This window comes from Thermococcus sp. 2319x1 (assembly GCF_001484685.1).
In the GTDB taxonomy this organism is placed as follows: domain Archaea; phylum Methanobacteriota_B; class Thermococci; order Thermococcales; family Thermococcaceae; genus Thermococcus_A.
The window spans coordinates 595,366-620,821 of sequence record NZ_CP012200.1; the positions used below are offsets into that span (position 1 = coordinate 595,366).

Here is a 25,456-nt window from a genome sequence, read left to right on the forward strand (position 1 = left end):
GCACATAGTGCATCAGATGCTGCGGTGCAAATGCTAAGAGGACGTTATGAGAAAATTAAAGGGCAGGAACTACTTTAAAATCTCCTCTTTAACGGCCTCTGCTATTTCTTTGAGCGCTATAGAGGCTTTTGAATCCGGAAACGCCTCGACTACTGGCTTAAGCATTACCATGCTTTTTGGGATTGCTATATCGTATGGTATCTCACCGATTATTGGGATGGCTTCTTTTTCGGCGAATTCATAAAGTCCCTTAAAGCCCGGATTCAGATCAGCTTTGTTTATTATAAGGTATGCTGGCTCTCCGAAGTGCTGGACAACCCTGTAAACCCTCTTCACGTCACTTAGCGAAGCGGGGGTTGGTTCTGCTATGAGTATTGCAACATCTGCCCCACCAAGGCTTGCTATCACTTGGCACCCTATGCCAGCTGCCGAATCAACTATCATGTGCTCCAGATTTTGTTCTTTCATAATTCTCTTTGCCCACTCTTTTTCCTCTGTAACGAGCTTTCCGCTGTTTGGCCTTCCCACGTAGAGCTGGGCTGAAATCAGAGGAAAGCCGTATCTTGTTGTTGTCTTTCTAATTATGCCGGAACGAACTTCCTCTAAAGTGATTACCCCTTCTATCGGGCATACGAGCTTACAAACTCCACACCCTTCACAAGTTAGCTCATTAACCACGTAATTTCCATCAACAATCTTTATGCAGTCATGGGGGCATTTCTCAGCGCATATACCGCACTTTATGCAGGTTGAGGTGTTTATCCTTGCCACTTTTGCTCCTGTGAGCTCTTTCTCCTCTTCCCACCTCTCAACTCCAAAGAGAAGGTCGAGGTTTGGAGCGTCGGCATCGGCATCGACCGCTATTAGGGAATACTCATCTTTGAGAAGGTATATGAGTGAAGCGGCAACACTTGATTTGCCAACCCCTCCTTTTCCACTCGCTATCGCGATCTGCATTTTAATCACCCCAGATAATTGGCTACCCTTTCGGCAAGGTCTTTGAAGATTTTCGCTTCCTTTTTATCGGTTAGGACTATAGGTTCTCCTTTAACATAACTCCTGATAATAGCCTCGCTGTATGGAATTTCCCCAACTATCCCGGCGTTGTATTTCTGCACCATCTCTTTTACTCTCTTTTTCTCCCCGATATCGGCCCTATTGACAACAACCCATGCCTCTATGCCCATTAACTTGGCGAGCTCGAGGATAAGGGTCAAGTCATGAAGGCCAAGTGGGGTGGGCTCTGTAACTGCTATGAGGAGCTTTGAATCTTCCAATGCCTTAGAAACAGTGTTGCTTGTACCTGCGGCAGTGTCCACTAACAAAAGCTCTTTGTTAAGGGCTTTCGCCCTCTTTTTTGCCGCGGTTACGATAGGCAGTGCCCGCTCTTCCCCTTCGAGCAGTTTTCCGGTAACCAAAGGAAACTCATAAGGTGTCTCGGTGAAGTAGGTATGCCCCATAAGCTTCTCTCCCTCCAATATTGCCCCCGTAACTGGGCAGACTATCTCACAAGCCCTGCACCCAGAACATAGAGTGGGCATTAAGAACGGTGTTCCATCCCTCATTGTGATTATTGCGTTTTCTCCACAAACTTCTGCACATTTTCTACATTTTATGCACTTGGAATAATCAAAGCGCGGCATGAACATGTGAACGGGTTCCTCATTCTGCAGCTCAACTCCAAGGAGAATATGATCGTTTGGCGCCTCGACGTCTAAATCCGCCAGAGCCAAGTCGAAATACTCCCGTAAGGCCATTGCAAGGTTAACGGCTACTGTTGATTTTCCTGTTCCGCCTTTACCCCCACTCACCGCTATCTGCATCACCTCACCTCCACAGTTAGGGAAACCTAAAACCTTAAAAATTTTGTGCATATGCTCACTCATTTCCCGCTTCTTAATTTTCTCGTGTAGAACCACCCCTATGGTGACCATGGGTGCGCCGGGCTCAGTAAACTGGAAAAAATCTACCGGGTGGAGGGCAAGAAACGCGTACGGCGCAGAAACGGCCTTTTCCATGGATATCACACGGAGTTGTTCCGTGAAACGGGTCTATAAGGGTTAGGGAAACCGAAAAGTTTAAATGGTGTGCATATGCACAAAATAATAGAGGCGGTGGATATGAGGATTGCTGTTCCAACAAACGGTGGAGGTAGGGAAGATACAGTTGCTCCGGTCTTCGCAAGGGCACCGGCATTCTACATAGCGGATGCTGATGAGAATGGCAACATAGTCGGTGAGAAGGTCATCCAGAACAGCGCTGCAATGGTCGGTAGAGGCACCGGCCCAATGGTTATGCAGACGCTTATCAACGAGGGCGTTGAAGCTATAATAGCTCCCCTGGGTCCAAAGGCATTCGGCTTGATACGGGCAGCGGGCATTAAACTCTATCAGGTCGCCCCCGGAACTCTTGTTGAGGAGGCCATAAAGAGCGTTGTGCGCAATAGAGCAGGCCAGTTCACAGAACCGGCTCCACAGGCTCCGATCGCTCCGGTTACCCCCGTGACCCCAGCGACACCAGCTACCCCAGTGTATCCCGCCTACCCAGCCTACGGCTTCGGCTATGGATGGGGTAGAGGCTTGGGAAGAGGACGCTGTTTTGGCAGAGGAAGAGGCTGGGAAGCAAGACTCGGCTACTGCCCTTGGTGGGGATTTCCAAATAGAAGAAATCGGTTTGCGGGATTCCTTGGCCGGTGGTGAAATTTTTAGGGAGTGAAAATGCCACACAGGAGGACTGTTTTTGAGCTTATGCAAAATTTTTTAAATTCGGCTTTCCTAATTTACTCGGGGGTGATAGGATGAGGGTAGCAGTTGCGACCATAACGGGAGGTCTGGAGGATTTCGTCAATCAGCACTTTGGGAGAACTCCAACATTCACAATAGCTGATGTTGAGGACGGGGAAATAAAGAGCGTTAGAGTGGTTCCCAATCCGGGTGCAAGTGCCCAGAGGGGTGCTGGGGTTCAAGCGGCTCAATTCTGCATAGATGAGGGAGTGGATGTTGTTATAGCCGGTCAACTTGGGCCTACTTCATCTCAAGTGCTTCAAAAGTCGGGCATAAAGTTTGTCTCGGCCCCTCCCACAATGAAGGTGGAAGAAGCGATAAGGGCGTTCCTTAGGGAGGATTAGCCAAGCTACATTTGGTCCAGCGTGAGGAATTGGGAAAGAGTCGCGGCGGGGGAGCGTAAGACACTGGAGACCGTGTCCTTCAACTTCCAAAAGTCGTTTATACTTCTTCCTACTTCTCTTTGGTGAACTTCATGAAGTACGGTAAACTTGCCGTAAAGATTCTGGAGTATGAGGGGAAGGGGATATTCTATGATCCCGCCTATCACGGCAGAACTCTAAAGGTTTTTGGCATCGACGATGACCCTACGAGGGTTATAGAATATATAGGAGACCAGTTTCTCGAAAAAGATTACGGGCTGATTTTCTTTGACACGGGGGGAAAGTATCCCAGAGAGAAGTTTGACACCGTAATGGAAATAGAGGACAACAAGCCTACGGGCCTTGATCCCGTAAAGATGGTTAAAAAAGGCCTCCTGAAGGATTTTTACACTGCAGCAACGATAATTCAGACCATATACGGATTGGATCGCTCTCTTACGGATAAACTCTATGCCGATATCTTAGGGGGTAAAGTTAAAAGTGTGGCAGATGCGGCAAAGTCAAAAGAGCACTACGGGGAAGTTATAAGGGAAGCCTACACTTCCCTGGACGAAACCTTTTTTGAAGGTGAACCTCCAAAACTTGGCAAGAGCATTTTGGTCGACTTCGGGAAAACCTACAGCATAAGCATTGTGGGAATGGCGTTTCTAATACTTGCGGCGGCTGTTAAAGATAGAAGAAGCACATTAGTTGGAATTGACGATGCGGCGGTTCTTTTCTACACAACTCCAGAAGTGCGGCAATTCCTCTGTTGACTCAACCCATGAGGGGGAGGGTTACGGTATTGGGCTCCAGATACGTTGGGGAGAACCTTTTCAATATACCGGGGCCAACCCTAGTACTCTACAACGATCCCGACTTGCAGAGCATGATATATGAGGCAAATGGAGTTCCTCAAGGAGATATGAGGAAACACGTCCTTAAGGGAGAAGGGGCTTTTATCTGGAGGACGACGCAGACACTGGAGGTCGAGTTTGGCAAGCTCCCCTTTGAGGGATGAAAATGAGGTCATCAGAAAGGTAAGGAAAGGCTCCGTGAATATTTATGCTCACCCAAACATATTCTTGAGGAGTACCCTTAAAGCCCGAACAGAGAGAAATTGGAATCCTCTTTTCGCGGGAGCATTTAGAAAAACTCGGAGCCAACTTTATACTAAAGGAAAAACCAGTTAAGATTTTTGATGGGGTATACACAAGCGGTGAGATAGAGAGAACAACCTGGGATAGGGCAGTTGGCTATGTCGTGGATGGGAGAAAGCTGATAAAAGACCCTCTAAAAGACGACATATCACTGCTCGTTGAGCTTGGAGGCAAAATGGTCGTTATAACTGGCTGTGGCCATAGTGGAATTTTGAACATAGTGAGGCACTCAATGAAACTCATGAATAAGCCAATTTTTGCTTTGATGGGTGGATTCCATCTAAACAAGGCCAAGAGAGATATCCTGAAGGATGCGGTTGAGGGCGTAAAAGCTCCCGGGATTGAGAAAATATATCCCGGTCACTGCACATGGTTTGATGGGGTATGTGCCTTCGTGAACACCTTTGGAGACAAAGTAGAACCTCTACACGTGGGAAAAGAGGTCAAATTTGTCCCTTAATCTTTTTATCCTTTGGTCTGTATTTTAATTATGGTGATGCCGATGCTGACTATAGATTTGTCCGGAAAGCTGGCCTTCACCACTGCCTCAAGCAGGGGCATAGGTTTCGGCGTTGCGAGGGTTCTCGCGAGGGCTGGGGCTGATGTAATACTCCTCTCGCGGAGTGAGGAGAACCTAAAGAAAGCGAAGGAGAGGATCAAGGCTGAAAGCGACGTTGAGGTGAGCTACATCGCTGCTGATTTAACAAAGAGGGAGGATCTTGAGAGAACCATAAAAGAGCTCGGAGACATCGGCGAGCCAGATATATTCTTCTTCTCCACCGGCGGGCCGAAGCCGGGCTACTTCATGGAGATGGGTATGGAGGACTGGGAAGAGGCTTTTAAGCTTCTCCTCTACCCGGCGGTTTACCTCACGAGGGCCCTCGTTCCGGCCATGGAGAGGAAGGGCTTTGGTAGAATAGTTTACTCCACGAGCGTCGCCATAAAGGAGCCGATACCCAACATAGCATTGAGCAACGTCGTTAGGATTTCGATGGCTGGCCTCGTGAGGACTCTGGCTAAGGAGCTCGGGCCAAAAGGCATAACCGTCAACGGCATTATGCCGGGCATCATAAGGACGGACAGGGTGATACAGCTCGCAAAGGACAGAGCTAAAAGAGAAGGCAAGACCGTTGAGGAAGCCCTCCAGGAGTACTCAAAGCCCATACCCCTCGGAAGGCTTGGAGAGCCGGAGGAGATAGGCTACCTCGTGGCTTTCTTAGCCAGCGACCTCGGGAGCTACATAAACGGGGCAATGATTCCGGTAGACGGGGGAAGGCTCAACTCGGTGTTCTGATCCACCTCTTCTGCTTCTTTCGTTTTGTCAAGCAAATAGCAAGTGAACCGCGGGTTTTGTAAAGTTCCGGTCGTCATACTTTCCAAAATCAAACCAAAACGTCTATATTATTTGAAGTCCAACCTCTTTTAATGCAAGGCTGGTGGGAGCATAGGGGTTAGGATAAGACTCTTGGTGGTTGCCCTTCTTTTGCTCGTGGCCTTTCCCGGAGTTCTCGCTGCTAAAGTGACAATCTGGAACGTCGGCGGGATGGTACTCCACCCAAGGCTTTCTCCGGACGGCCTCTACTTCACGGACTACATGGGAAGAGTCGGACTGAAGCTCAACGATACCCGCTTCCTCTTCTGGAGGCTTCCCTTCATGCCCAATGGTCTTCGATGCCCACAACCTCACATTCTATAACCTGTCTTCGGCCGGAATCATTAAGGTCTACGATGTTTTCCCATCGTCCGGGGGGATTTACTTTACCGCCGAGCTCAATAAGAGCCCTCAGGGGGCCGTTGGTCTGCTCGTGCCCTCCAACGGCACCTTCTACCTCTGGAAGTTTCCCTCCAATTATTCGAGGCTTGTCCCGGATGGAATTTTCCTTGATTCTGAAGGGTTTGTCTACATGGCAATAATGGAAGGGGACAGCACGGATTAATGCGCTTCTCCCCCTCTTCCCTTCTCCTTCCTTGAGGTGGAAGGCAGACCCCTTCACGTGAAGGCCTTTGGTGGAGGGGTACTCCTTATGGGCTCCGAAGGGTTGCTGAACCTTATCCATCCTGAAAACTTAAGCTGGACGGTTGAGGGGACGTTAAAGGCCGAAAAGGGCACCTTTACGGTTTTCCCCGTTGGCCCTCCGCGGAGGGTTGAGAATGTTGAAGCCGGGGAGGTAGCCATACTACCCGAATACCGGACGTTAGAAAGGAGGAAATTGATGGCGTCATCACCTATGAAGTCCTTGGGACCCACGACTTTGGAGGGGGCTACGGTGGGGAGATGGGAACCCCCGTTCGCCTTGACGAGCTAACTCCAAAGGTGCACCTCACCTATGAGAACGGAACAGTGAAAGCTACGCCGACGACATATGGGACAACCTTCCAAGGCCGGGCTGGGGGGACATTCACCCGTGTCTGGCTCCCCTCGATGGGATAGACCCCAAGGATTCCTCAGTAGTCTGCAGCGCTCTCTCCTGTGCCGGCAAGGACTTCGACTGCAGCTGCTATCTCACATGCTTCCTCGGGCCCTTTAAGATGTGGAATGCGTTCACCGGTTGCCTTGGAGGGGATGACTTTTCTTCCCTATTTTTGAGCGGAAGGAAGGAGAAGCCTAAAATACCTTGGAAGCGTGGGGGTGTAGAAGTCTGATAGGACAGAGGGGAGAACGGACGAGTGGTGATGGGACTGACCATTAAGGGGCGGAAGAAAGATGAAAGGACTCCAGAGATATACCTCATGGCTCATCCTCGGTGCCCTCTCCACTTACTTTGGAGAGGTTATAACAGCCTCCACTCCCTTTCCGTTCTTCACCCTTCCGGGGCTCCTCATAACGTACCCCTTCTACACCCTCAACATCCTCTTCTTTGCACGCATAGCGTTCAAAATTTCGGGCTCTTCGAGGCGTATGGCACCAAGATGCTCTGGAGCCCCGGCTGGGGTGCAGAACCCAAGCTCCTCGGAATCTCGCTGATTCCTTTCTTCCTGCTAATATTCCTGTGGCATCCCCTAATGTCCTTTACCCTTCCGATCATCATCGTCAAAAGCTACCTTTCTTCCTCCCGGGAGACACTAACCGGCATTCCGGAGTGGATTTCGCGCCGTTTAAATGATAAAACTCTGCCCATTCTGTTAACAATGTTTGTTCTTTTCTGCGCAATAAATCAGGCTGTAAATTCCCCTTCAAAGTTCATATCCCTTCTCTCTCCATCCGCTTCGTGGGCTCTTATAATCCTCTCAATCTGGCTCTGGAGAAGGCTGGGGTCAGAAGAGAGCCTCAGGAAGCTTTTACCAACCGAAAAAGAGATCCTCCTTCTGTTCCCGCTCCTCGTCTTCATGTACGTCCTCTTAAAACTCCGGTTGTTCTCCGAGGGAATTCCGCCGATGAAGGAGCAGATTGGGGCGTGGCTTCTCTACATCATCTTTGGAACGCTGCTGTATCTTGACGTAAAAACTCCGGTTACAAAGGTATCTCTTCCGGTTGTTGGAATTCCACGATCCTTTTTACTCTATTCGGATTTGTGGTAGCGTTTGTTGCTTATCTGCTCCCCAAATCTGTGTCGCTGGTTGTGGTTTTCTGGATTCCCGGGGTTCTCTTTGGAATTGCCCTCTTCTCAGGTGCCGTGAGGAGAACAGTCAAAACGGCACTGGGCTCAATGAAGGGGACAAAATGAGGACAGCCGGGCCTAAAACGGCATCTTTTTATATAGGTGACCTAAAGTAGAACGGTGATAGCATGACGATTATGAGGCTCTGGCACGGGCGCGTGCCGAGGGAGAAAGGAGACGCCTACGAGCGTTTTCTGATAGAGCGATCAGTTCCCGACTACGGCTCCATTGATGGGCTTTTGAAGCTCTACTTTACAAGACGGAATGAGGAGAAAGAGACCCACTTCCTGCTCGTGACGATATGGGACTCGATGGAGTCTACCAAGAAGTTCGCCGGTGAAAACCCTGAGCTGGCCAAGTACTACCCAGAGGACGACGAGTTCCTTCTGGAGAAGGAGAGGTACGTCCAGCACTATGAAATCTTCTATGAGAAATGATGGGTTGCGAAAGCAATATAAAACAGAAGGACAATAATGGGTTAATCTGAAGATTGTCCTTGGGTGATGGTTATGGGATTAGTAGAGGATAAGGCCTTGGTGGAGGCTGCCCTGTTTGTTGCGGGACGACCTTTAAGCCTTAAAGAACTCTCCAAAGCTCTTGGAATTAAATCCCTTGACTACCTCGAAAAGCTTATTGAGCTGATAGCGGCTGAATATGCCGAGAGAAAAAGTGCAATAGAAGTGGTGAGAGTTTTGGGAGACAAATACGTGATGCAAGTCAAGCAGGAATACTCCCAAATGGTTGCTCATCTAATGCCAAAACCCGATCTAAGAACTGGAGAGCTCAAAACTCTCGCTTTGATAGCTTATCTACAGCCAATAGAGCAGAGCAAACTGATAAAGCTTAGGGGGAGTCAGGCTTATGAACACATAAAACGCCTGTTGGAAATGGGCCTTATCTATGCAGAGCCCTATGAAAGGACTAAGATCCTTGGAACAACCCAGAAGTTTGCGGAGCTTTACGGATTCCCAGAAAACGACCCCTTGATAATAAAGGAAGCATTCAAAAAGGTTGTTCATGCCGAATATTCCGACTTAATAGCAAAAATGGAGAAGCAACAAGAAGAGAAAAACGTGGAGTAGTAATTTCTTATATCCCTCGTTTTTCTTTTTCTGCACTATGAAGAAATTTTAAGGGTCTGTTAAAGGTTCAAAAACTTTAAATACCTGCTCTGCGAATTACTATTTAGGTGAGTGTATATGGCGGTTATAACGAAAGAGGAGATTGTGGATAGGATAAGGAAGAAAACTGGTATGAGTCTAAAGGAAATAGAGCATAAAATCAATGAGATAGCCCAAACTAATGAGATCTCTGAACACGCAGCCGCACTTCTTTTGGCGGAACAGCTTGGAGTAGAAATCGAGGAGGAAGAGCCTGCCCTGATACATATTTCCGATTTAGTTCCGGGAATGAGAAACATAAACGTAGTTGGTAGAGTTCTGCGAAAGTATCCTGTTAGAGAATACACCAAGAAGGATGGCTCAGCGGGAAGGGTCGCTGCCCTTTTAATCTACGACAACACCGGAAGGGCAAGGGTTGTTTTGTGGGATTCTGAGATTGCAAAGTATTATAATGATATTCAGCCCGGTACAGTGGTCAAAATTATAAATGCAGACGTGAGAGAAAGTCTTAGAGGTCTTCCAGAGCTTCATGTTAACTTCAGGAGCAGAGTTATAATAAATCCCGAAGATCCAAGGGTTAAGGAAATCCCACCAATTGAAGAAGTCAGGAGCTACAACTACACGAGAAAGAGCATAGGGGAGTTGATGGGTGGAGAAAAGTTCGTCGAAGTTAGGGGTACAATAGCGAAGCTTTACAGGGTTATAGCCTACGATGCATGTCCCCAGTGCAGGAGAAAGGTTGACTATGACCCATCAACGGAGACATGGGTTTGTATAGAGCACGGTGAGGTTAAACCCATCAAAGCCACCATACTTGATCTTGGTCTCGACGACTCAACGGGCTACATAAGGGTTACTCTCTTTGGAGATGATGTAGTGGAGATTCTTGGAGCTGAGCCTGAGGATATTAGCGAGAAGCTTAAGGAGCTTGTAAACACCGGCTTAACTATGAGAGAAGCAGGGAGAAAACTGGCAGAGGAAGGATTTTACCACGTTCTCGGAAAAGAGATAATCGTCAGGGGAAACGTCGTTGAAGACAGATTCTTGGGACTTATATTGAAGGCATCCTCGTGGGATGAGGTTGAATACGAAAGAGAAATCGAAAGAGTTAGAAGAGAGCTCTCGGAGGAGGTGGAGTGATGGAGGAGATTCCCCAAATTAGAAGAAGAAAACCTGCAGTTGAAAAGAAAATTGCCGAAATAACCCCCGAAGATGTTAGGGTTTCACTGGTAGGCAAGGTTGTTAAAGTTGACCAAATAGACTACATCTTCTGGCTCGATGACGGAACCGGGGTTATTGCAATAGAATGTGAGGAGAACATTTTGCCAAAAATTGGACAAACGGTTAGGGTAATCGGGAGGGTCATTAGGAACGAAAAGGTTCACATATATGGGGAGATTGTTCAAGATTTCAGCAATGTAAATCTGGAGTACCTTGAGGAGATTCAAGAATTAGAGAAGAAACTCTTACCTAAACTTGAAAACGCTCTTGTGTGGTGGTTAGAATGAAAAAGAGATTACCTTCAACAAGGATTTATATAAAAGACATTCTAGAGGGATTCTACGTTAAGAGCGAGGGCGATTTCGAACCAAATTACCTTATCACGAAGGACGCAAGAAAAGTATATAGGGTAAAGATAGTGGGAACAGTGGTTAGAGAACCCATAATTGCGGAAGATGAAACTTATGGAAAATTCCAGGTAGATGATGGAACCGGAGTGATATGGGTTCTTGGATTCAGAGACGACACAAAGTTTGTTCGCTTGGTAAAAAGAGGTGACATGGTTCAGTTGATTGGAAAGATAGCCGAGTGGAGGGATGACAAACAAATACTCGTTGAGGGAGTTAGCAAAGTCGACCCTAATATGTGGATACTGCACCGATACGAGGCACTTAAAGACAAAGTTGAACACATTAAAAAAGCCAGAACGGCGTTTGAGATATACAACACCTATGGCATTACCGCAAAGGCAAAGGTTATCGCAAAGAACAGGGGAATAAGTGAAGATTTGCTCACCACAATAGACGAGCTTTACGGCATAATAATGGAGCAAAAAGCCGAAGAGGCTGCTTTTGAGGAGGAATTGTTTGAGGAAGAATCTGCAGAAGTTAGTAAGGACCTTGAAGATGTCAAGAAGGCCGTGTTGGAGATACTCAGGTCAAAGGGAACTGCAGTTTCATTGAAGTTCATCCAGAGAAAACTTCAAGATAAATACGATCCAGAGACAATTGAGGATGCAGTTAGGGCCCTTCTTGCGGAAGGAGAAATTTTTGAGCCTGAAGTCGGCTATTATCAAATACTCGAATAGCATCTTTCTTTTTAAATTTTAAAAAAGAAGGTCAATATTGCTCCCTCATTGTCCTGATTACCGGGTCGTAGATTAGGGTTGAAGTTATTCCATCTATAAGTCTGTAGAACTCGTTTTTGCCTCTTTCTAAATCCATGCTTTCTATCTTCAAAAGCTCGCACTTATCGCTAAGTATCCACCTTCCAAGCACAATCTTTTCTCTTCCATCTTGCTCGATGTCTATCCTTATAACGCCGTAAGGAATATCTGCAGTCCACCAGTTGGCTTTAAACACAACTTCCCACCCAAGCTCCTCCAAAGTATTAGCAAGCCTGTCCATCGTTTCCCCGGGGCCATAGGGGGTTTTGAAAGTGATGACCATCCACAACTCATTATCGGATAACTTATCTTTGAATTGCTCCTTGAATTCCATATTCTCACACCTCCTTTGTCAGTGAGCCTAACAAAAAGCTGAACACCGCCAAATAAATTGCAAGCTTCAATTTCCGTTGAGCTTTCCCGGCGGTATTTGGGGAGGGATCTTTTAAAATTTCGTATGAGGAAAACAGAATTATCCCATCTACAACTATTATCGGAAGGTATCCAAGGCCAATTCCAGCTTTTACGGGTAAGAATGAAGCGATTACGGTTGCAATGCTAAATAGAACACCAAGCTTTGACGCTTTTTCAACTCCCCAGACGATAGGGAGGGTTTTAGCTCCATGGGCTTTATCCCCTTCAACATCCTCCACATCCTTGAATATCTCCCTTGCGACGTTCACTAAAAACGCACAGAGGGCAAGATAACCTGCAAGACCAATTTTACCTACAGCTATTGCTCCATAAAGAGGAGTAGCTCCAGTAAGTAATGCTACTGCAAAATTCCCAACAAATGGAGCAGGTTTGAGCTTCCAGGCGTAGAGATACATCAGTAGATATGCACCAAATGCAAAGAGAAATGCCCGTAGATTAAGCATATAAGCTACCAAAAGGCCCAAAGCAGATAAGCATAGTCCATAAACGAGGGCGACTTTTCTTGAGAGTGCTCCTCGGGGAAGAGGTCTGTTGGGTCGATTGATTTTATCGATCTCATAATCAAAATAATCGTTGATTATATTGCCCCAGCTGCATCCTAAGAATACCACAAGAAAAATCATCAAGCTTTTTTCATAGCTGGGAAGACTGCCTAACGCCACAGTAACACCCAAAATTCCAACTAAACCCGCCACAACACAGTTAGCCGGCCTTAGAATTTCCAAGAACCCCTTGAGTTCCATTAGGCACACCTAATATTAAAATGGTTGAGCGGTTAAAAACCTTTCTCTAAAGGGCATCCCTGTGTAAAAGCCCAAGTTCCTCCCCATCTTCCCGAACTCTGATTCTTCCAAACCTTATTTCAACGGCGTTTTTAATTTCATTTTCATTTAAAGGAGTTAGCACATGGGCTTTAAGCTCTTTGAAGTTTATCAGCTTCAGAATCCCAAGTCCCAGGCAAAAACCGTCTTTGTCTATAAAACCAATAAGGAGGTTGCTCAAGCTCTCTAGATCCACTGCGTTCATGGCATTTTTATCGAAATTTCTTGGGAAACTCCCGATGTCAGCCTTTACAACAAAATACCTGCCGGCAATTTTTCTCCCATGGAAGATAAGCCATCTGAATAGACTCTCCAAGAGGCTTTTCTCCTCTTCACTTATTTCTTTTCCCTGAAACATCTGGGTGCCGCTGATGTAAAACTTTCGAAGGTCTAGAATGTATTCACTGGAGGTTTCAAAGTACTTTTTCCACTTTTCTTTTCTTATTTGCCTTCTTTCTTCCCTCGTATGAGGCTTTGCGTTTTCACTAATCGCTAGCCGAATCACTCTTGTTTTGTTTTCAAAAGGTCTGAGGATGTCCTCAAGTTCCTCTTTTCTCTGCAGAGCAAGTACCAGATCAGGCTTAATCATCTCTATTTTCATTCTTTTTAACTCAACTCCCGCACCATGAACTAGACCGGTGGTGTCTGTTATGATAACATCGGCCCTTTTCTTCATAGCTTCGTTCACAAGGAGCTTAACTCCAGTTACCATCTCTCCAAAAAACTGATCCGGTGTTATTGTACCGACAAAATAGTGCTTTACTGGTTTTATTTCCTCCATTGTTGTGAAAATTCTGTCAGGAAACCCGAGACTTATGAGAGCGGGAGGTAAAATACCCTTTTGACCAACGTCGCTGTCCACAATCGCTACTCTAAATCCTTGAGAGAGGAGTTCATTGGCCAGAAACACAGTTAGAGTTGTTTTTCCGCTGTCGACTCCACCCAGTACCATAATCTTGAGAGGCTTTTTCTCTTCTTGGATGATTTTGAGGACTTCGTTTCTATCTTCTGGAACTTCCTGTGTGTATTTCGCCTTATTCATGATTGAAAGTAAAAAGGAAACAATTAAAAAGTTAACTCCGAAATCTACAAGGGACTAAGCGGTGGAATCGATTTACAAAGACCAAAAGATTTATTAGACTATTAAACCAAGTAGTTTGTGATTGTAAAATAAACAAATGAGGTGGTAAAAATGAATACCGAAGCTACACTTACATCAAGACAAGTGGAATTACTCAAGAAGCTTTACAAAGAGGGAAAAACCATAGAGGTACACACCGTTGAAAAGACCCAAGATGAAATAGCCGAGGAATTGGGGATAACAAGACAGGCTTTAAGCAACCATCTCAAGACCCTCAAGGAGCTCGGATACATAAGAACGGGTAGGGGGTTTATAGATCTCACCGACAAGGCGTTAGAGTTTTTGGGTGAAAAGAAAGGAGACGTGTTCATTTTTGTCAGGATTGAACCAACGAAGAGAAAATTTGTTTACGATGCAATCAAAAAGCTCAAAGTTAAGCGCGTTTACAGGGTTACCGGAGATATAGACCTTATTGTTGAAGCGGATAAAACAAGACTTGACGAGATACTCGAGGAGATAGCCTCCCTTGATGGAGTTAAGGAGACAGTCACCCACGTTGTTCTTGAGATTCTCTGATTTTCTTTTCTATCAATTTTCCAAGCTGGTCCAAGTTTGTCCCAAATTTTGCAGAAATCGGCAGAAAGACATCTTTGTAATCTTCCCATGTTCCACTGAGCCCAAATTTCTCTATAAGGCGGTTTATGGTTGCATTTAAGTTTTTCACTTTATCCATCTTGTTGACTGCAACTATGGTTGGTATGTTAAGTTCTTGAAGAAACTGGAAGAACTCGACATCGATGGGTATTTCCCCCCTCTTCTCCCACCGCTCAATGACTTCAAGGGCGCTTTTTCCATCCACAACCAAAACCGCAAGCTCAATTTTGTCGGCGTTGTCTTCTATAAAGTGCACTATTTCAGTTTTTATCTTTTCTTGAACATGTTTTGGTACTCCGCTCATAAATCCAAAACCCGGCATGTCAACTATTGTCTTTCCTCTCCATTCTATCTCTATTGGTTTTCTCGTTACGCCTGGCCTCTTGCCCCTCTTAACGTACTTTCCAGTAAGCCTAAATATCAGCGTGCTTTTCCCGACATTTGACCGTCCAACAAAGATTATCATAGACTCTCACCTTCTGACCTCGGAAAGGCTTAAGTAGAGTAACCTCAAAAATCTTTCTTAGGTGAGTGCCATGGAGAACCAACAGGGGAACCAGCTTGTTAATAAGTTTGTTATTTCATTGACCGATGGACAGATACTTGGTTATGTGACCGACATTAACGTGGAAGTTGACCATGACCAGTTCTATTTTATTCTAAAAATCAAGCCCCTCGAAAATATAAGCAAGAGCGGTGAACTCCAGCCCGGCATGTTTTCAAGTGAAAGAAAGATAAAGATCAAGCCTACCGACATTGTCAGCGTTGGTCCGGATGTCATAATCCTCGGAAACGGTCAGGTTCCACCAATAAGGGAGATAGAGAGGCTCCACCACATAGCTTCAGAGTACAACGCTCTGGTAAAGGAGCTGGAGCACAAAGAAAAGGTTATTGCAGATCTTAAGGAGGAAAACTCAAGGCTGATCAAGCAGATTGATGAGCTTACGAGGGAGGTAAAGAGGCTTCAGGTTCTCAAAGAGGACTTTGAACACCTAAAAGAACAGCTTATAAAACAAGAGGGACAGCTTGAGATGGCGAAAGAATATATAAAGCTCCTAGAAGGGTTAAGGCACGATATAGACCAGATAAAAGCAGACGTCGAGACCCTTATCAAGGGTTACATTGAGGACGTAGTTAGGAAGATAGTAAATGAAGAATTGAACGCAAGGGGACTAAAGAAGGCACTACTTTAGCCAAATATCTGATGACCGAACACGTTGAGCAGTATCTCAACGGCCACAAATATCAATACTATCGCTATTGCTCCTTTGGGACTTATTTTTATTGCCTTTGTATCTTCATCAAAGAACCTCATTAAACCTGCACCGGTAGGAGGGAGAGTTGTTTTTTCCTTGGCCATGTTATCACCTCTTGTTGAGAAGATGGGTATAAGCATATAAAAAAGTTTTTGTTGAAGAGGGCGTGTTTAGTTTCACCTCCCGTTACTTAAATAGTATTTAAGGGTCTATGCCATAGTTCTGGATGTCTCTGAGGGGTAGATTGTAGTACTGTTTGAAGAGGGGTACTGCTATTATTGTTTTTACTGGGAATTTTTTGGATTTTTGGTGGGTTTTTCAGTTTTCCTTCTGATTTTAGGTCTGTTGGGACGTCAAGAATTGTGAATGCTATGCTTTCGGGGTCTTTGAGTCCATGATCCCATCTGGGATCATGTGATCACCAGAAAAATTCGGCAAAAACCCTAATAAAAGTTACCATAAACACGCCCGTTTTGGCAAAAGGTTTATAAATAAAACCCCACAATTTTGACCGATGTCCATGAGGGGGGAGTGTTTTATCCTTCGCTTTGCATTTTGCCCGTGATCCCTTTGGCCATTTTGCTAACTCAGTCTATTCTATAAACTTCAGGAGGTTTTTGAGATGATAAAGGAGCCAGAGATGAGGGAGTACGATCCACAAGTCTTGGAGGAAAAAATAGAAGCATTCTGGAAAGAAAACGACGTCTACAACAAGGTGAAAAGAGCAAGAGAAAACGGTCCGGACTACTATTTTCTTGATGGGCCACCATATGTAAGCGGTGCCATACACTTGGGCACTGCATGGAACAAAATAATCAAGGATATGGTGATAAGATTCAGAACCATGCAGGGTTACAACGTTAGAAGGCAACCGGGCTTTGACATGCATGGCCTACCAATAGAGGTTAAAGTTGAGCAGGCCCTTGGGTTGAAATACAAAAAGGATATAGAGGAGAAGGTTGGTGTTGAAAACTTCATAAAGAAGTGTAGGGAGTTCGCTTTGACCAATCTCAAAATCATGACAGAGCAGTTTAAAATGCTCGGAGTTTGGATGGATTGGGATAATCCATATATGACAATCAAGAACGAGTATATAGAATCAGCTTGGTTTACTTTAAAGAAAGCATGGGAAAAGGGACTTTTGGAGAAGGATCAGAGGGTTCTCCACTGGTGCCCCAGATGTGAGACTGCTTTGGCTGAACACGAAGTTAGAGGAGAATACAAGATAAGGGAAGACCCAAGCATATATGTAAAGTTCCCGGTAGAAGGAAAAGAAAACGAGTACCTCCTCATCTGGACAACCACACCATGGACTTTACCTGCGAACTTGGCCGTTACCGTTCACCCTGAATACGAGTACGCAAAAGTGAAGGTATTCCTTGATGGAAAAGAAGAGCACTGGATAATAGCTAAGGGGTTAGTTGAGAGGGTTCTCAATGAAATCGGTGCCAAAGGAGAGATCGTGGAGGAATTCAAGGGCGAAGAGCTTGAGGGCATAAGGTATGTGCACCCGTTTTTGGAGGAATATCCAAGGCAGAAGGAGTTTAGAGAAAAATACGAGTGGGCCCATTGCGTAATATTGGGAGAGCACGTTACCCTCGGTGAAGGCACCGGATTAGTTCACACCGCCCCGGGACACGGTGAAGAAGACTTTGAGATAGGAAAACTGTATGGCCTGCCAATCTACTCACCTCTTGACGATGAAGGAAGATATGTAGAGGGCAAGTGGGAGGGCAAGTTCGTTAAAGATGCTGATCCCGAAATAATTGAGTATCTAAAGAAAAAAGGCCTTCTCGTGAAAGCCGGTACAATAGAGCACAAATATCCACACTGCTGGCGCTGTAAGACGCCGCTGATATTTAGAGCAACAGACCAGTGGTTCCTCAAGATAAGCAAAGTTAAGGAGAAGATAATAGAAGAAAACGACAAGAACGTCACCTGGTATCCGGATTGGGTAAAGATAAGGTACGACAACGGAGTCATGAACAGCGGAGACTGGTGCATCTCAAGACAGAGGTATTGGGGAATACCATTACCAATATGGGTATGTGAGAGCTGTGGTAACGTCCATGTGGTGGGTTCTTTTGAGGAGCTCAAAGAGATGAGCAAGGAGCCAATAGAGAAGGACTTTCATGAGGTGGACCTCCACAAACCGTGGATTGATACGGTAGTGCTGAGATGCCCCAAGTGTGGAGGAGACATGAAAAGGGTCAAAGACGTTCTCGATGTGTGGTTCGACAGTGGAATAGCGAGCTGGGCTTCCCTTGACTATCCAAGGAGGAAAGACCTCTTCGAAAGGCTTTGGCCTGCGGATTTCATAGTTGAGGGGGAGGATCAGGTTACAAAGTGGTTCTACTCCCAGCAGGCGGCAAGTGTTGTTGCGTTTGACACCGTTCCGTACAAGAAGGTCGCAATGCATGGCTACGTTTTGGACGAAAAGGGAGATAAGATGAGCAAGAGCCTTGGAAACATAATAAGGCCAGAAGAAGTTGTCCAGAAGGAAGGAAGAGATTCGTTTAGGTTCTACATGCTCTGGGCGACGACTCCTTGGGAGAACCTGAGGTTCAGCTGGAAGGGGCTTGCACAGGTTAAGAGAATGCTCAACATCCTCTGGAACGTCTACATACTGGCTTCAACCTACATGAGCTTGGACAACTTTGATCCCACAAAGCTCAATCCAGAGGAGCTTCCATTTAGGGAGGAGGACAGGTGGATACTTTCAAGAGTCAACACTCTAATAGATGCCGTGGAAGACGGAATAGAGACATTCTACCTCACGAGGGCAACGAGGGCAATAGAGTACTTTGTGATAGAGGACTTGAGCAGGTGGTATGTAAGGCTCATAAGGAAGAGGCTCTGGATTGAGAAAGACGACCCAGATAAGCTTGCCGCTTACTGGACATTGTGGAAGGTGTTCGACGTTCTGCTTAGATTAATGGCACCATTTACGCCCTACATCACCGAGGAAATTTATCAGAACCTTATAAGACCGTTCAGCGGAAAGGAAAGCATACACCTCGAGGACTGGCCTAAGAAGGACGAGAGCTGGGTTGATGAAGAGCTCGAAAGGGAAATGGAGATAGTGAGAAAAATAGTGGAAGCTGGCTCCGCGGCAAGACAAAGGGCAAAGATAAAACTCCGCTATCCTGTGAGGCAGATACTCATAGAGACCGAGGACGAAACAACAAAGAAAGCCGTTGAAAGACTTAACTATCTCCTCAAAGACCAGCTCAACGCTAAGGAAGTCAAGGTTGCCAAGGTTGAGAGGGAAATAAAGGTAAAGCCCAACTTCGCCAAACTCGGGCCCCACTTCAAGGGGGATGCAAAGCTGATTGCAAAATGGATCGACGAGCAAAACGACAGGGAGCTTTATGAGAAGCTCATGCAAGGAAAGCTGAAAGTGGAGATAGAAGGCAAGGAGTTTACAATCGAGAGGGAGCACATTGTCGTTGAGGAAGAACTCCCGGACTTCCTTGTAGGAGAAGAATTCGATCACGGCAAGGTATTTGTTGACAAGACACTCACAAGGGAGCTCATGATGGAAGGGCTTGCAAGAGAGTTCGTCAGAAGGATACAAGAGATGAGAAAGCACCTTGACTTGGATGTCAATGACAGAATAGTGGTTTACATTGAAACAGCTGAGGAAAACAAAGAGCTCCTCAAAGAGATGCTTGACTACATAAAGGGAGAAACAAGGGCGGTTGACGTTAGGTTCGAAGAGGCTAAGGGCTACGTTGTCGAGTGGCCGGAAGTTGAGGCGAAGATAGGGATTGAGAGAGTTTGATCTTCACCCTTTACCCTTTTCCACCAACAAGGTAGGCGTAGGGCATGGTAACATTCTTCGACCCCCTAACCATCAGTATTCTGGCAAGTCCAAGACCCTCTATTTTCCCGCATTCAATGTATAGATACTCACCGTTCCTCGCATAAAGCCTTGAAAACACCACCTCCACAGGATTCTTTTGCCATTTTCCAAAGTCTTCAACAGCGGTAAAGTTAAGGCGCCTACATATTCTTTCAACAATATCATCCAGAGAACACGAGCAACTTGCTTCAATTAAATTGGGTGAAACCACTCCACCATATATAGGTTCCGACCAAAAGACCCAGCGTCCCTTATAGAGTGGGATGAAATAGTAGGCAATTTCTAAACTTCCACTCAACGCTCTGACACTGCCTAGGTCAACCCTCTCTGGTTTGGAACCCTTCCCCAAACAGCTCCCATGCTCATACTGGACGTAATGTCCCAAACTGTTTGTGTCTCTTGGGAGGGTTATCCTCCACTCCTCTCCCAATATCGCACATTGTGGTGAGATGCCAGCTCTTTAGTCCAGCTGCTTTTTCACCGTTGAAAAATACGGGAATGACTTCATTGTCCCCAACTTCATACACATACTCTTCGGAGAAGAAAACGAACTTATCCCCAGCAATCCTCACTGCTGTGGTGAGCCAGAAAGGGGAGTATGGAACTGAAGAAAGGCAATCGGTGGAGAAGTTGCTCATCGGGAGTTTACACTCAGGATTCCCGCGTGGAACGATATGTGTAAGAAGAACCATGGAGAAAAGGAAAAAATAACGCCAGTGATGAATCTCTTTCCCAATCGAATCACCCGTTGGCAGTTATGGCCACATAGGGACATACTCCACCCCAGCACATTTTTATCGGCTTCACAGTTGTGTTATCATTGCATCCACCCAGTTGCCGATCCTCACCCACCCAGCCGAGGATTTTTTCAAGTTGTGTGGACATATATTGCCGGGATGCTTGCATCATATTCAACAAAAGGTCATCGAGTGTCCAACAATCCGACCATTGCTGAGTCCCCAGAAGACGTTCAAAAGACTGGGATGATTATTGTCAACTTCACATTTAGTCGCCAGGAACAGTTGGTAGTCTGAGTAGTATTTGTGGTTCTTGGCGTCATATCCATAGGTTGGATGAACACCAAGATATCCTTCTCTGTAGAGTTTTGTAGCTTCCCAGTAGAAATCTTCAATTCCTTTCAGTATGCCATCTGGCTCTGTTCCACCCTTACTATTTGTTCCCATTGTGAAATGGAGAATGTCAATTATGGCCTCCCTTAGATTGGGAGTTCTAAATTGAGAATCATAATATGCAACAACCATTGATGCCTCTATAGGAGAACAACCATCCCAATTGTCCCACGGATCTGCGGCAGAACCCACGTTATTGGGATATTTAGTATCAGCGTTTCGCAGTGCTATACATTTGGAAACTAAGGAGAGGGCTTTAGTAGGACTCGTGGGCACTTTAGATGTGGAGTTTCCTGCAACATGGCTTCCTGTGTTAAGCAGGAATGTTCCTAAAACCAAAAACACCAACAATATCCCTAAGCCTCTGCTTCCCCCTTCATGGTCACCACTTAACCAGCCAGCCACTTAGGATAACATGTGTGAATATATAAGTTTTACTTTTATAAGTTGTATTAACTAACGCTTTTTTTCGTAAGATTTTCAACTTACAACCGTACTAAAACGACGAGAACATTGTGAGCCATCATGGAATAGTACCAGCTGGCCAAAACAAAAACGTAAAGCGCCATCGAGACGCTCTTTTCCAAACTCACCTCGGAGGAATATGCAACTGTAAAGAGAAGGAGGGACGTTGAAAGCTCCCTTAGAAAGTTCTGCCAGGAGTAGGTGATTTTCTCAGGAGTCTTATTCTTGCTATAAAACACCGAGGCGAGGAACATCAGAAAGGAGCCCACTGCAAAGAGAAAGCCGAGCACCTTGACGAGTGAAACGAACGAAGTTCCAGGTTTTGCAAAGACCAAATACTAAGCCCGAATAAGAGCACAACTGAACCCAAACGAGCCAAGGAAAAAGATGAGATATCTTGCACCCTTGGATTTTAAGAGTCCAGATTTCTCTCTCCATTTATCTGACTTCTCCCAGAAAACATGGGCTAAGGTATAGAGAAAAGCTGGGATAACCGCAAAGGAAAGGCTTTTCCGGCAAAAGAGAGTGCATAGCTAAATAGCATTGCCAGAAAGACAATCCCGACAAAGAAGCTTAGAAAAAGGAAATATCTCCTCAATTCCAACTCCACACCACCTCAGGAAGGCCAGGCTCATCATTCTGCGAATGGGAAACACAAGGGACTACTTTTCTAAAATTTTCACCTTAAGCCCGTATTCTTTGAACCTCTCAAAGCCCTCGTCGCAGATAAAAAGGGCCATGTTGTGCGCTATCGCCGTTGCTGCTATGAGTAAATCCTTCGTCAAAGGTCTCTGCTCCTTTGAGGCCAAATCTTTGAATATTTACCCAGCAACTTCCGCGCTTACCCTGTCAAAGTTTACAAGTCTCTGTCTGGGCTTAAGCCAGCAGCAGAGGAGCTCAAAGAGTACTATAGAGGGGAGAGCATACTCCCTCTCGGGAGGAAGTTGAGTGGAAACCTTCGTGTTCCCTTTGAAAAGTTCAATCACGACGCTGGTGTCTGGGAGTTGAACCATTCCTCGACCTCCTTCATTTCCTTCTCAAACTCTTTGACCTCATCCTCATTCATTGTTCCAAAGGCTATCATGAGCACATCCAGGTTTCCCTTCTTTCTTGCCGATCAGCTCCCTCAGGAGTCCCGAAAAGCTCTTCTTTCCCAAGGACACCACCTATAAGTGCATGCGTGCACGAAATATATAACCTTGTGAACTCCTCTCCACTAGTTAACTCTGAGGCGAAGAGAAAATTTTTTAGGAAATGCATTATAATCAGTGTTGTAAGAGCATGGTGAAATTTACTCTAAAACTCGACATCGAGATATTCAAGCTGGCCATCGTTACGTTAGCACTCTTCATCCTGTACAAAAACCGCCGTATTTTTGAGGTGACCCCAAAAGCTTGATGCGGAGGGGCACTCACGTTGTCGTCCTTTTCTGGCTGGGCTTTCTCGCCGAGGTAATGAACGACGTTGTACTGGAACTAACCAGATTTCTATGTGACCAGATGCATGAAAAGCTCTGGAAACCGCGAACGTTTGAATACCAAGATCTTGGAATGCCCATAGATAACCTCTACTTTGAAGGCGTCGAAGTTGGTTAAGCCCCCTACAACGCAGAGGAATCTACCCCTATTGGCAAGAGGAAAGGAACTCGATAAACCCTTTGAGTACTACGCGCGCTTGCTAACTTCCTGCCAAAAAAGCAGGGATTCGGAAATCTGGGTTGCACTGGACGAGGATTCGGAATAGACAGAAAGGTTTTCTGCGGCTTTTTGCCTGCATATTTTCAATGGATGATATAGATGAAGTCGTAATGGCTCTCCCGGAGGAAGTAGAATGAAGAGAAAAAGAGCTCAAAAGTCTGATAGAATCCAGGGCCACGTCCATCGATGTGAGGGGATGGCATAAAACTGAACCTAAATGAAATCGGCCTCGTATCACTGGGGAGATTCCTGGACTTGGAGGAAGAAACATGAAAAGCTCAGAGGAGTTCTACCTCGAAGTACTCTCCAGAGTGCTCCACAGCCATCCTTAGGATTTCTCCATTCTCCTCGTCAATTATCCTACCACCCTTCACCTTCACCCTGCTCCTGCCCCTTATGGCCACTTCGCTGACGCCGGAGAGGTGGTTCCTGAATGTAAGAATCCCTCCCTCCCACTTCACCAGTGTTGCAGTGGCGTATACTATCTCAACACCTTCCTTTCTGACACCAAAGGGAAGGTAGAGGGTGCCCCTCTTCCTCATTTCAATGCCATCGAGCAGGACTGGAATCTCAAGGCCGCGGTAATTTATCTTACCCTTTATCTCGTGGCCCCTCGGATTGGTAACGGCTAGGTAGGCGTAATCGCTCCCCTCCATCGGAAGGAGTATCATGTCGGGGTTTGTGACCTCGAAGTCCTCCCTTACCCCTTGGAGCTCCTTGAGCTTCCAGACGAACTTTCTGTGGAGGTCGTGGTGGCTCGTGTAGTACTGGAGTCTGAAGCCTAGAACGACGGCACTTCCTCTGCCCTTTCTGACGAACGCTCCGACGGGTTTTTCACCCATGAAAGCTATGGGTTCTCCGCCTTTTACTTCGCGAACGGTGTTCCTGACGAGCATCCTGTCTATGCCATCTGCCGATACGCTTAGAAACTGAATGAGGCGCGGATTCCTCCTGGCATTCGCCCTCTCAACTTCAACGCCGAGGAAGTCTGCAAGAGAGCTGTAGGGCTCCATGTCCTCATCGTAGCGCGGGAGCATCGGGAGTATAACGAGGTTCCCACCTCTCGCAACGAACTCGACGAGCTTGTCCTGAACTTCCCTGGACATGAAATCGAGGCTGTAGACCCAGAGCTGCTTGTAACTCAAGAGTTCGTCAACCGTGGCATCCTCAAGATCAACGGCATCAAAGGGTGTGTTGCTCATGGCCAAGAGCGTGAAAAGACCCCTCTCCCCAAGGAGGTACTCGTTTAAGTCGGTGCTTTCCTCAAGGCTTTCGTAGCCCCAGAGGTTGAGGGGTTCATAGGGCTCGTATAGGCCGACCGCAACTTTGGGCTTCAACTCGGCATCGGCGAGTCCCTCTGCGGAGGTCATTGTCTCGGAAAGGGCCTTTATGACTCCGAAGTGAGGTCTCTCAGACCCATCAAGACCAACTGGCGAGTAAACGTCCCAAGTGATCCCGTTGTGAGATTCATAGCCCTTCGGATTCTCCCCACCGACGAAGAGGTAGTAGTTGATGTTCGGTATGCCCAGCGGGGGCAGTATGGAGTACAGGAGCTCGGCCTCCGTCGGGTCGATGGTGTGGGCGAGCGAGCTCTGGGTCTCGATGCTTAGCGGCGGTGTTCCGGCTTTCCTGACGTGGTAGCGGTAGATTCCCGTCTTGTAGTAGATGTGGCCGAGCTTATCCTCCTTAAAGTCGAAAGAGCGGTAGAATGAGTACCAGAACTCGGTCCAGACGTGAATCTTCATATTGTGTTCCCTTATGTAGTTGAAGAAGTGCCTCCAGGCCATCTGGAGGAGGTAGGGATCGAGGATGCTTATGGGAACGTCGAACTCCCTCTCCATCCTCTCGTAAATCCAGCGGACGTACTCGTTGACCATCCAGAGCTTGAAGTGGTGCCAATCGAGGAGCTTTGGCAAGGGCTCGGAGAAGCTCGTCGGCACCTTTATCTCGGAGTAGTCCATGAAGTCGCCCTTGTAGCGCCTCCTGAGGTCTTCAATTGTGTAGTTTTCCTCAAGCCACCTCTCCCACAGTCCTCCGGGCCTCGTTATTACCTCGTTGTAGTCAGTTAAAAAGGGCTGGAAGATTGTTTCCCAGTATGAGGGCTCGTCGTCGATTGAGACGCTTATTATCGGCCCCCCGTTCGTGTAGAGGTACTTCCTGATCACGGGAAAGACGGCGTTGTACCACTCCTCCACGGCTTCCAGGTAAGTGGGATGGAGGTAGGTGATGGGCGGATAGTAGATGTCCCTAGGAAGCGGCCCGTTCGACCCTTTGGCCAGAATCTCCGGATGAGCGTCTATCAGCCAGTCTGGAATGCCGCCGTTCCGCCACTCGCCGCAAATGTAGGGGCCGGGCCTTATGATGACGTAGAAGCCAAGATTCTGGGCAAGTTCAAGAAAGCCGACCAAATCCCTCTGTGGGTGAGTTTCACCCGTGAAATCAAAGCTCCCCCTCTCAGGTTCGTGCCAGTTCCAGGCGACGTAGGTGTCAACCGTGTTGAGGCCAGCTTCTTTCATCTTTAAGAGCCTCTCCCTCCATGTGTTTGCCGGAACCCTGAAGAACTGAAGCGTTCCCCCCGCTATCGTAACGGGCTCTCCATCGATGATGTATCTCTTGCCGCTAAACTCAACCTTTCCCATTC

The 25,456-nt window shown here is 46.5% G+C and carries 32 protein-coding genes and 1 pseudogene; 19 read left to right on the plus strand and 14 right to left on the minus strand.

From position 1 onward, the window contains the following. Positions 1–69: 69 nt before the first annotated feature. Both ADU37_RS03370 and ADU37_RS03375 read right to left on the minus strand, forming a co-directional pair. A complete protein-coding gene (locus tag ADU37_RS03370; RefSeq protein ID WP_058946298.1) occupies positions 70–957 on the minus strand; it encodes a P-loop NTPase in 888 nt (295 codons plus the stop codon). Between the two features lie 5 nt (positions 958–962). After that, positions 963–1,823, minus strand: a complete 861-nt coding sequence (locus tag ADU37_RS03375; protein WP_058947612.1) for a P-loop NTPase — start codon at positions 1,821–1,823, stop codon at positions 963–965. A gap of 297 nt (positions 1,824–2,120) precedes the next feature. On the opposite strand from ADU37_RS03375, the gene ADU37_RS03380 reads away from it, so the two are divergent. From ADU37_RS03380 to ADU37_RS03445, 15 genes and pseudogenes are all read left to right on the plus strand, one after another. After that, on the plus strand, positions 2,121–2,699 hold the full coding sequence (locus ADU37_RS03380; RefSeq protein ID WP_058947613.1) for a NifB/NifX family molybdenum-iron cluster-binding protein: 579 nt from the start codon (positions 2,121–2,123) through the stop codon (positions 2,697–2,699). Positions 2,700–2,797: 98 nt separating this feature from the next. Then, positions 2,798–3,127: a NifB/NifX family molybdenum-iron cluster-binding protein gene (locus tag ADU37_RS03385; protein WP_238981991.1), complete on the plus strand. Its 330-nt coding sequence runs from the start codon at positions 2,798–2,800 to the stop codon at positions 3,125–3,127. A 131-nt stretch (positions 3,128–3,258) separates the two neighbouring features. Further along, positions 3,259–4,166, plus strand: a pseudogene (locus ADU37_RS03390) (hypothetical protein). Between the two features lie 242 nt (positions 4,167–4,408). Further along, complete coding sequence (locus tag ADU37_RS11580; RefSeq protein ID WP_238981992.1) at positions 4,409–4,765, plus strand: MBL fold metallo-hydrolase; 357 nt, start codon at positions 4,409–4,411, stop codon at positions 4,763–4,765. Between the two features lie 42 nt (positions 4,766–4,807). Then, entirely contained in the window at positions 4,808–5,599 is a 792-nt protein-coding gene (locus ADU37_RS03400; protein WP_058946299.1) for an SDR family oxidoreductase, read from the plus strand. A gap of 171 nt (positions 5,600–5,770) precedes the next feature. Next, positions 5,771–6,001, plus strand: a complete 231-nt coding sequence (locus ADU37_RS11225; RefSeq protein ID WP_144433177.1) for a hypothetical protein — start codon at positions 5,771–5,773, stop codon at positions 5,999–6,001. Further along, on the plus strand, positions 5,967–6,242 hold the full coding sequence (locus ADU37_RS03405; protein ID WP_058946300.1) for a hypothetical protein: 276 nt from the start codon (positions 5,967–5,969) through the stop codon (positions 6,240–6,242). The genes ADU37_RS11225 and ADU37_RS03405 overlap by 35 nt, the downstream gene beginning before the upstream one ends. 87 nt (positions 6,243–6,329) lie before the next feature. Then, positions 6,330–6,611: a hypothetical protein gene (locus tag ADU37_RS03410; RefSeq protein ID WP_144433179.1), complete on the plus strand. Its 282-nt coding sequence runs from the start codon at positions 6,330–6,332 to the stop codon at positions 6,609–6,611. 361 nt (positions 6,612–6,972) lie between these two features. Beyond that, complete coding sequence (locus tag ADU37_RS11230) at positions 6,973–7,824, plus strand: hypothetical protein (protein WP_158508481.1); 852 nt, start codon at positions 6,973–6,975, stop codon at positions 7,822–7,824. Next, positions 7,818–7,970, plus strand: a complete 153-nt coding sequence (locus tag ADU37_RS11485; protein ID WP_203226261.1) for a hypothetical protein — start codon at positions 7,818–7,820, stop codon at positions 7,968–7,970. The genes ADU37_RS11230 and ADU37_RS11485 overlap by 7 nt, the downstream gene beginning before the upstream one ends. Before the next feature lie 62 nt (positions 7,971–8,032). After that, the gene (locus tag ADU37_RS03425; RefSeq protein ID WP_058946304.1) at positions 8,033–8,341 is read left to right on the plus strand and encodes a hypothetical protein; all 309 of its coding nucleotides are present in this window, start codon (positions 8,033–8,035) and stop codon (positions 8,339–8,341) included. A gap of 72 nt (positions 8,342–8,413) precedes the next feature. Next, complete coding sequence (gene scpB, locus ADU37_RS03430; protein WP_058946305.1) at positions 8,414–8,986, plus strand: SMC-Scp complex subunit ScpB; 573 nt, start codon at positions 8,414–8,416, stop codon at positions 8,984–8,986. 117 nt (positions 8,987–9,103) lie between these two features. Next, positions 9,104–10,165: an OB-fold nucleic acid binding domain-containing protein gene (locus tag ADU37_RS03435; RefSeq protein WP_058946306.1), complete on the plus strand. Its 1,062-nt coding sequence runs from the start codon at positions 9,104–9,106 to the stop codon at positions 10,163–10,165. Further along, positions 10,165–10,533 carry a hypothetical protein gene (locus ADU37_RS03440; protein WP_058946307.1) on the plus strand — a complete coding sequence of 123 codons (369 nt, stop codon included), beginning with the start codon at positions 10,165–10,167 and terminating at the stop codon, positions 10,531–10,533. Before ADU37_RS03435 ends, ADU37_RS03440 begins: the two co-directional genes overlap by 1 nt. Next, positions 10,530–11,333 (plus strand): OB-fold nucleic acid binding domain-containing protein, encoded by an 804-nt coding sequence (locus tag ADU37_RS03445; protein WP_058946308.1) that lies wholly within the window; start codon positions 10,530–10,532, stop codon positions 11,331–11,333. Before ADU37_RS03440 ends, ADU37_RS03445 begins: the two co-directional genes overlap by 4 nt. Before the next feature lie 31 nt (positions 11,334–11,364). Here the strand turns inward: ADU37_RS03445 and ADU37_RS03450 are convergent, their stop codons facing one another. The 3 genes from ADU37_RS03450 to ADU37_RS03460 are packed head-to-tail and all read right to left on the minus strand — an operon-like array spanning position 11,365 to position 13,709. Next, positions 11,365–11,745: a hypothetical protein gene (locus ADU37_RS03450; protein WP_058946309.1), complete on the minus strand. Its 381-nt coding sequence runs from the start codon at positions 11,743–11,745 to the stop codon at positions 11,365–11,367. 4 nt (positions 11,746–11,749) lie between these two features. Continuing rightward, positions 11,750–12,589 (minus strand): geranylgeranylglycerol-phosphate geranylgeranyltransferase, encoded by an 840-nt coding sequence (locus tag ADU37_RS03455; protein ID WP_058946310.1) that lies wholly within the window; start codon positions 12,587–12,589, stop codon positions 11,750–11,752. Positions 12,590–12,635: 46 nt separating this feature from the next. Then, the gene (locus ADU37_RS03460) at positions 12,636–13,709 is read right to left on the minus strand and encodes a Clp1/GlmU family protein (protein WP_058946311.1); all 1,074 of its coding nucleotides are present in this window, start codon (positions 13,707–13,709) and stop codon (positions 12,636–12,638) included. A gap of 150 nt (positions 13,710–13,859) precedes the next feature. On the opposite strand from ADU37_RS03460, the gene ADU37_RS03465 reads away from it, so the two are divergent. After that, the gene (locus ADU37_RS03465) at positions 13,860–14,324 is read left to right on the plus strand and encodes an Lrp/AsnC family transcriptional regulator (RefSeq protein ID WP_058946312.1); all 465 of its coding nucleotides are present in this window, start codon (positions 13,860–13,862) and stop codon (positions 14,322–14,324) included. On the opposite strand, the gene engB is transcribed toward ADU37_RS03465, so the two are convergent. Next, positions 14,296–14,868, minus strand: a complete 573-nt coding sequence (gene engB / locus ADU37_RS03470) for a GTP-binding protein EngB (RefSeq protein ID WP_058946313.1) — start codon at positions 14,866–14,868, stop codon at positions 14,296–14,298. The genes ADU37_RS03465 and engB overlap by 29 nt on opposite strands. Before the next feature lie 70 nt (positions 14,869–14,938). Between engB and ADU37_RS03475 the strand changes: the two genes are divergently transcribed. Then, positions 14,939–15,595, plus strand: a complete 657-nt coding sequence (locus ADU37_RS03475; protein WP_058946314.1) for a hypothetical protein — start codon at positions 14,939–14,941, stop codon at positions 15,593–15,595. Here the strand turns inward: ADU37_RS03475 and ADU37_RS03480 are convergent. Then, positions 15,592–15,762, minus strand: coding sequence for a preprotein translocase subunit Sec61beta (locus ADU37_RS03480; RefSeq protein ID WP_058946315.1), 171 nt, complete (start codon positions 15,760–15,762; stop codon positions 15,592–15,594). The genes ADU37_RS03475 and ADU37_RS03480 overlap by 4 nt on opposite strands. Before the next feature lie 518 nt (positions 15,763–16,280). On the opposite strand from ADU37_RS03480, the gene ileS reads away from it, so the two are divergent. Continuing rightward, positions 16,281–19,442 carry an isoleucine--tRNA ligase gene (ileS, locus tag ADU37_RS03485; RefSeq protein ID WP_058946316.1) on the plus strand — a complete coding sequence of 1,054 codons (3,162 nt, stop codon included), beginning with the start codon at positions 16,281–16,283 and terminating at the stop codon, positions 19,440–19,442. A gap of 10 nt (positions 19,443–19,452) precedes the next feature. On the opposite strand, the gene ADU37_RS03490 is transcribed toward ileS, so the two are convergent. The 6 genes from ADU37_RS03490 to ADU37_RS11870 all read right to left on the minus strand — a co-directional run bounded on the left by ADU37_RS03490 (position 19,453) and on the right by ADU37_RS11870 (position 22,202). Beyond that, positions 19,453–19,953: a hypothetical protein gene (locus ADU37_RS03490; RefSeq protein WP_144433184.1), complete on the minus strand. Its 501-nt coding sequence runs from the start codon at positions 19,951–19,953 to the stop codon at positions 19,453–19,455. Between the two features lie 481 nt (positions 19,954–20,434). Further along, complete coding sequence (locus ADU37_RS11235; RefSeq protein WP_144433186.1) at positions 20,435–21,058, minus strand: hypothetical protein; 624 nt, start codon at positions 21,056–21,058, stop codon at positions 20,435–20,437. An 80-nt stretch (positions 21,059–21,138) separates the two neighbouring features. Next, entirely contained in the window at positions 21,139–21,453 is a 315-nt protein-coding gene (locus tag ADU37_RS03505; RefSeq protein WP_058946320.1) for a hypothetical protein, read from the minus strand. A gap of 327 nt (positions 21,454–21,780) precedes the next feature. Further along, positions 21,781–21,903 carry a PIN domain-containing protein gene (locus tag ADU37_RS11810; RefSeq protein WP_343203957.1) on the minus strand — a complete coding sequence of 41 codons (123 nt, stop codon included), beginning with the start codon at positions 21,901–21,903 and terminating at the stop codon, positions 21,781–21,783. 36 nt (positions 21,904–21,939) lie between these two features. After that, entirely contained in the window at positions 21,940–22,131 is a 192-nt protein-coding gene (locus tag ADU37_RS11815; protein WP_343203958.1) for a hypothetical protein, read from the minus strand. After that, entirely contained in the window at positions 22,101–22,202 is a 102-nt protein-coding gene (locus ADU37_RS11870; protein WP_394325715.1) for a hypothetical protein, read from the minus strand. Before ADU37_RS11870 ends, ADU37_RS11815 begins: the two co-directional genes overlap by 31 nt. 313 nt (positions 22,203–22,515) lie before the next feature. On the opposite strand from ADU37_RS11870, the gene ADU37_RS11490 reads away from it, so the two are divergent. Further along, positions 22,516–22,713: a hypothetical protein gene (locus ADU37_RS11490; protein ID WP_058946321.1), complete on the plus strand. Its 198-nt coding sequence runs from the start codon at positions 22,516–22,518 to the stop codon at positions 22,711–22,713. A 380-nt stretch (positions 22,714–23,093) separates the two neighbouring features. Here ADU37_RS11490 and glmA read toward each other — a convergent pair whose 3' ends face one another. Then, entirely contained in the window at positions 23,094–25,454 is a 2,361-nt protein-coding gene (gene glmA, locus ADU37_RS03520; RefSeq protein WP_058946322.1) for an exo-beta-D-glucosaminidase, read from the minus strand. Positions 25,455–25,456: the final 2 nt, after the last annotated feature.

Coding starts and splice junctions, on each gene's coding strand:
- ADU37_RS03380 (WP_058947613.1), top strand. CDS start 2,121: ATGAGGATTGCTGTTCCAACAAACGGTGGAGGTAGGGAAGATACAGTT.
- ADU37_RS03480 (WP_058946315.1), bottom strand. CDS start 15,762: ATGGCCAAGGAAAAAACAACTCTCCCTCCTACCGGTGCAGGTTTAATG.
- ADU37_RS03410 (WP_144433179.1), top strand. CDS start 6,330: ATGGGCTCCGAAGGGTTGCTGAACCTTATCCATCCTGAAAACTTAAGC.
- ADU37_RS03475 (WP_058946314.1), top strand. CDS start 14,939: ATGGAGAACCAACAGGGGAACCAGCTTGTTAATAAGTTTGTTATTTCA.
- ADU37_RS03425 (WP_058946304.1), top strand. CDS start 8,033: ATGACGATTATGAGGCTCTGGCACGGGCGCGTGCCGAGGGAGAAAGGA.
- glmA (WP_058946322.1), bottom strand. CDS start 25,454: ATGGGAAAGGTTGAGTTTAGCGGCAAGAGATACATCATCGATGGAGAG.
- ADU37_RS11490 (WP_058946321.1), top strand. CDS start 22,516: ATGCGGAGGGGCACTCACGTTGTCGTCCTTTTCTGGCTGGGCTTTCTC.
- ADU37_RS03450 (WP_058946309.1), bottom strand. CDS start 11,745: ATGGAATTCAAGGAGCAATTCAAAGATAAGTTATCCGATAATGAGTTG.
- ADU37_RS03385 (WP_238981991.1), top strand. CDS start 2,798: ATGAGGGTAGCAGTTGCGACCATAACGGGAGGTCTGGAGGATTTCGTC.
- ADU37_RS03370 (WP_058946298.1), bottom strand. CDS start 957: ATGCAGATCGCGATAGCGAGTGGAAAAGGAGGGGTTGGCAAATCAAGT.
- ADU37_RS03455 (WP_058946310.1), bottom strand. CDS start 12,589: ATGGAACTCAAGGGGTTCTTGGAAATTCTAAGGCCGGCTAACTGTGTT.
- ADU37_RS03440 (WP_058946307.1), top strand. CDS start 10,165: ATGGAGGAGATTCCCCAAATTAGAAGAAGAAAACCTGCAGTTGAAAAG.
- ADU37_RS03445 (WP_058946308.1), top strand. CDS start 10,530: ATGAAAAAGAGATTACCTTCAACAAGGATTTATATAAAAGACATTCTA.
- ADU37_RS11870 (WP_394325715.1), bottom strand. CDS start 22,202: ATGATAGCCTTTGGAACAATGAATGAGGATGAGGTCAAAGAGTTTGAG.
- ADU37_RS03460 (WP_058946311.1), bottom strand. CDS start 13,709: ATGAATAAGGCGAAATACACACAGGAAGTTCCAGAAGATAGAAACGAA.
- ADU37_RS03405 (WP_058946300.1), top strand. CDS start 5,967: ATGGTCTTCGATGCCCACAACCTCACATTCTATAACCTGTCTTCGGCC.
- engB (WP_058946313.1), bottom strand. CDS start 14,868: ATGATAATCTTTGTTGGACGGTCAAATGTCGGGAAAAGCACGCTGATA.
- ADU37_RS11815 (WP_343203958.1), bottom strand. CDS start 22,131: ATGGTTCAACTCCCAGACACCAGCGTCGTGATTGAACTTTTCAAAGGG.
- scpB (WP_058946305.1), top strand. CDS start 8,414: ATGGGATTAGTAGAGGATAAGGCCTTGGTGGAGGCTGCCCTGTTTGTT.
- ADU37_RS03435 (WP_058946306.1), top strand. CDS start 9,104: ATGGCGGTTATAACGAAAGAGGAGATTGTGGATAGGATAAGGAAGAAA.
- ADU37_RS03375 (WP_058947612.1), bottom strand. CDS start 1,823: ATGCAGATAGCGGTGAGTGGGGGTAAAGGCGGAACAGGAAAATCAACA.
- ADU37_RS03400 (WP_058946299.1), top strand. CDS start 4,808: ATGCTGACTATAGATTTGTCCGGAAAGCTGGCCTTCACCACTGCCTCA.
- ADU37_RS03465 (WP_058946312.1), top strand. CDS start 13,860: ATGAATACCGAAGCTACACTTACATCAAGACAAGTGGAATTACTCAAG.
- ileS (WP_058946316.1), top strand. CDS start 16,281: ATGATAAAGGAGCCAGAGATGAGGGAGTACGATCCACAAGTCTTGGAG.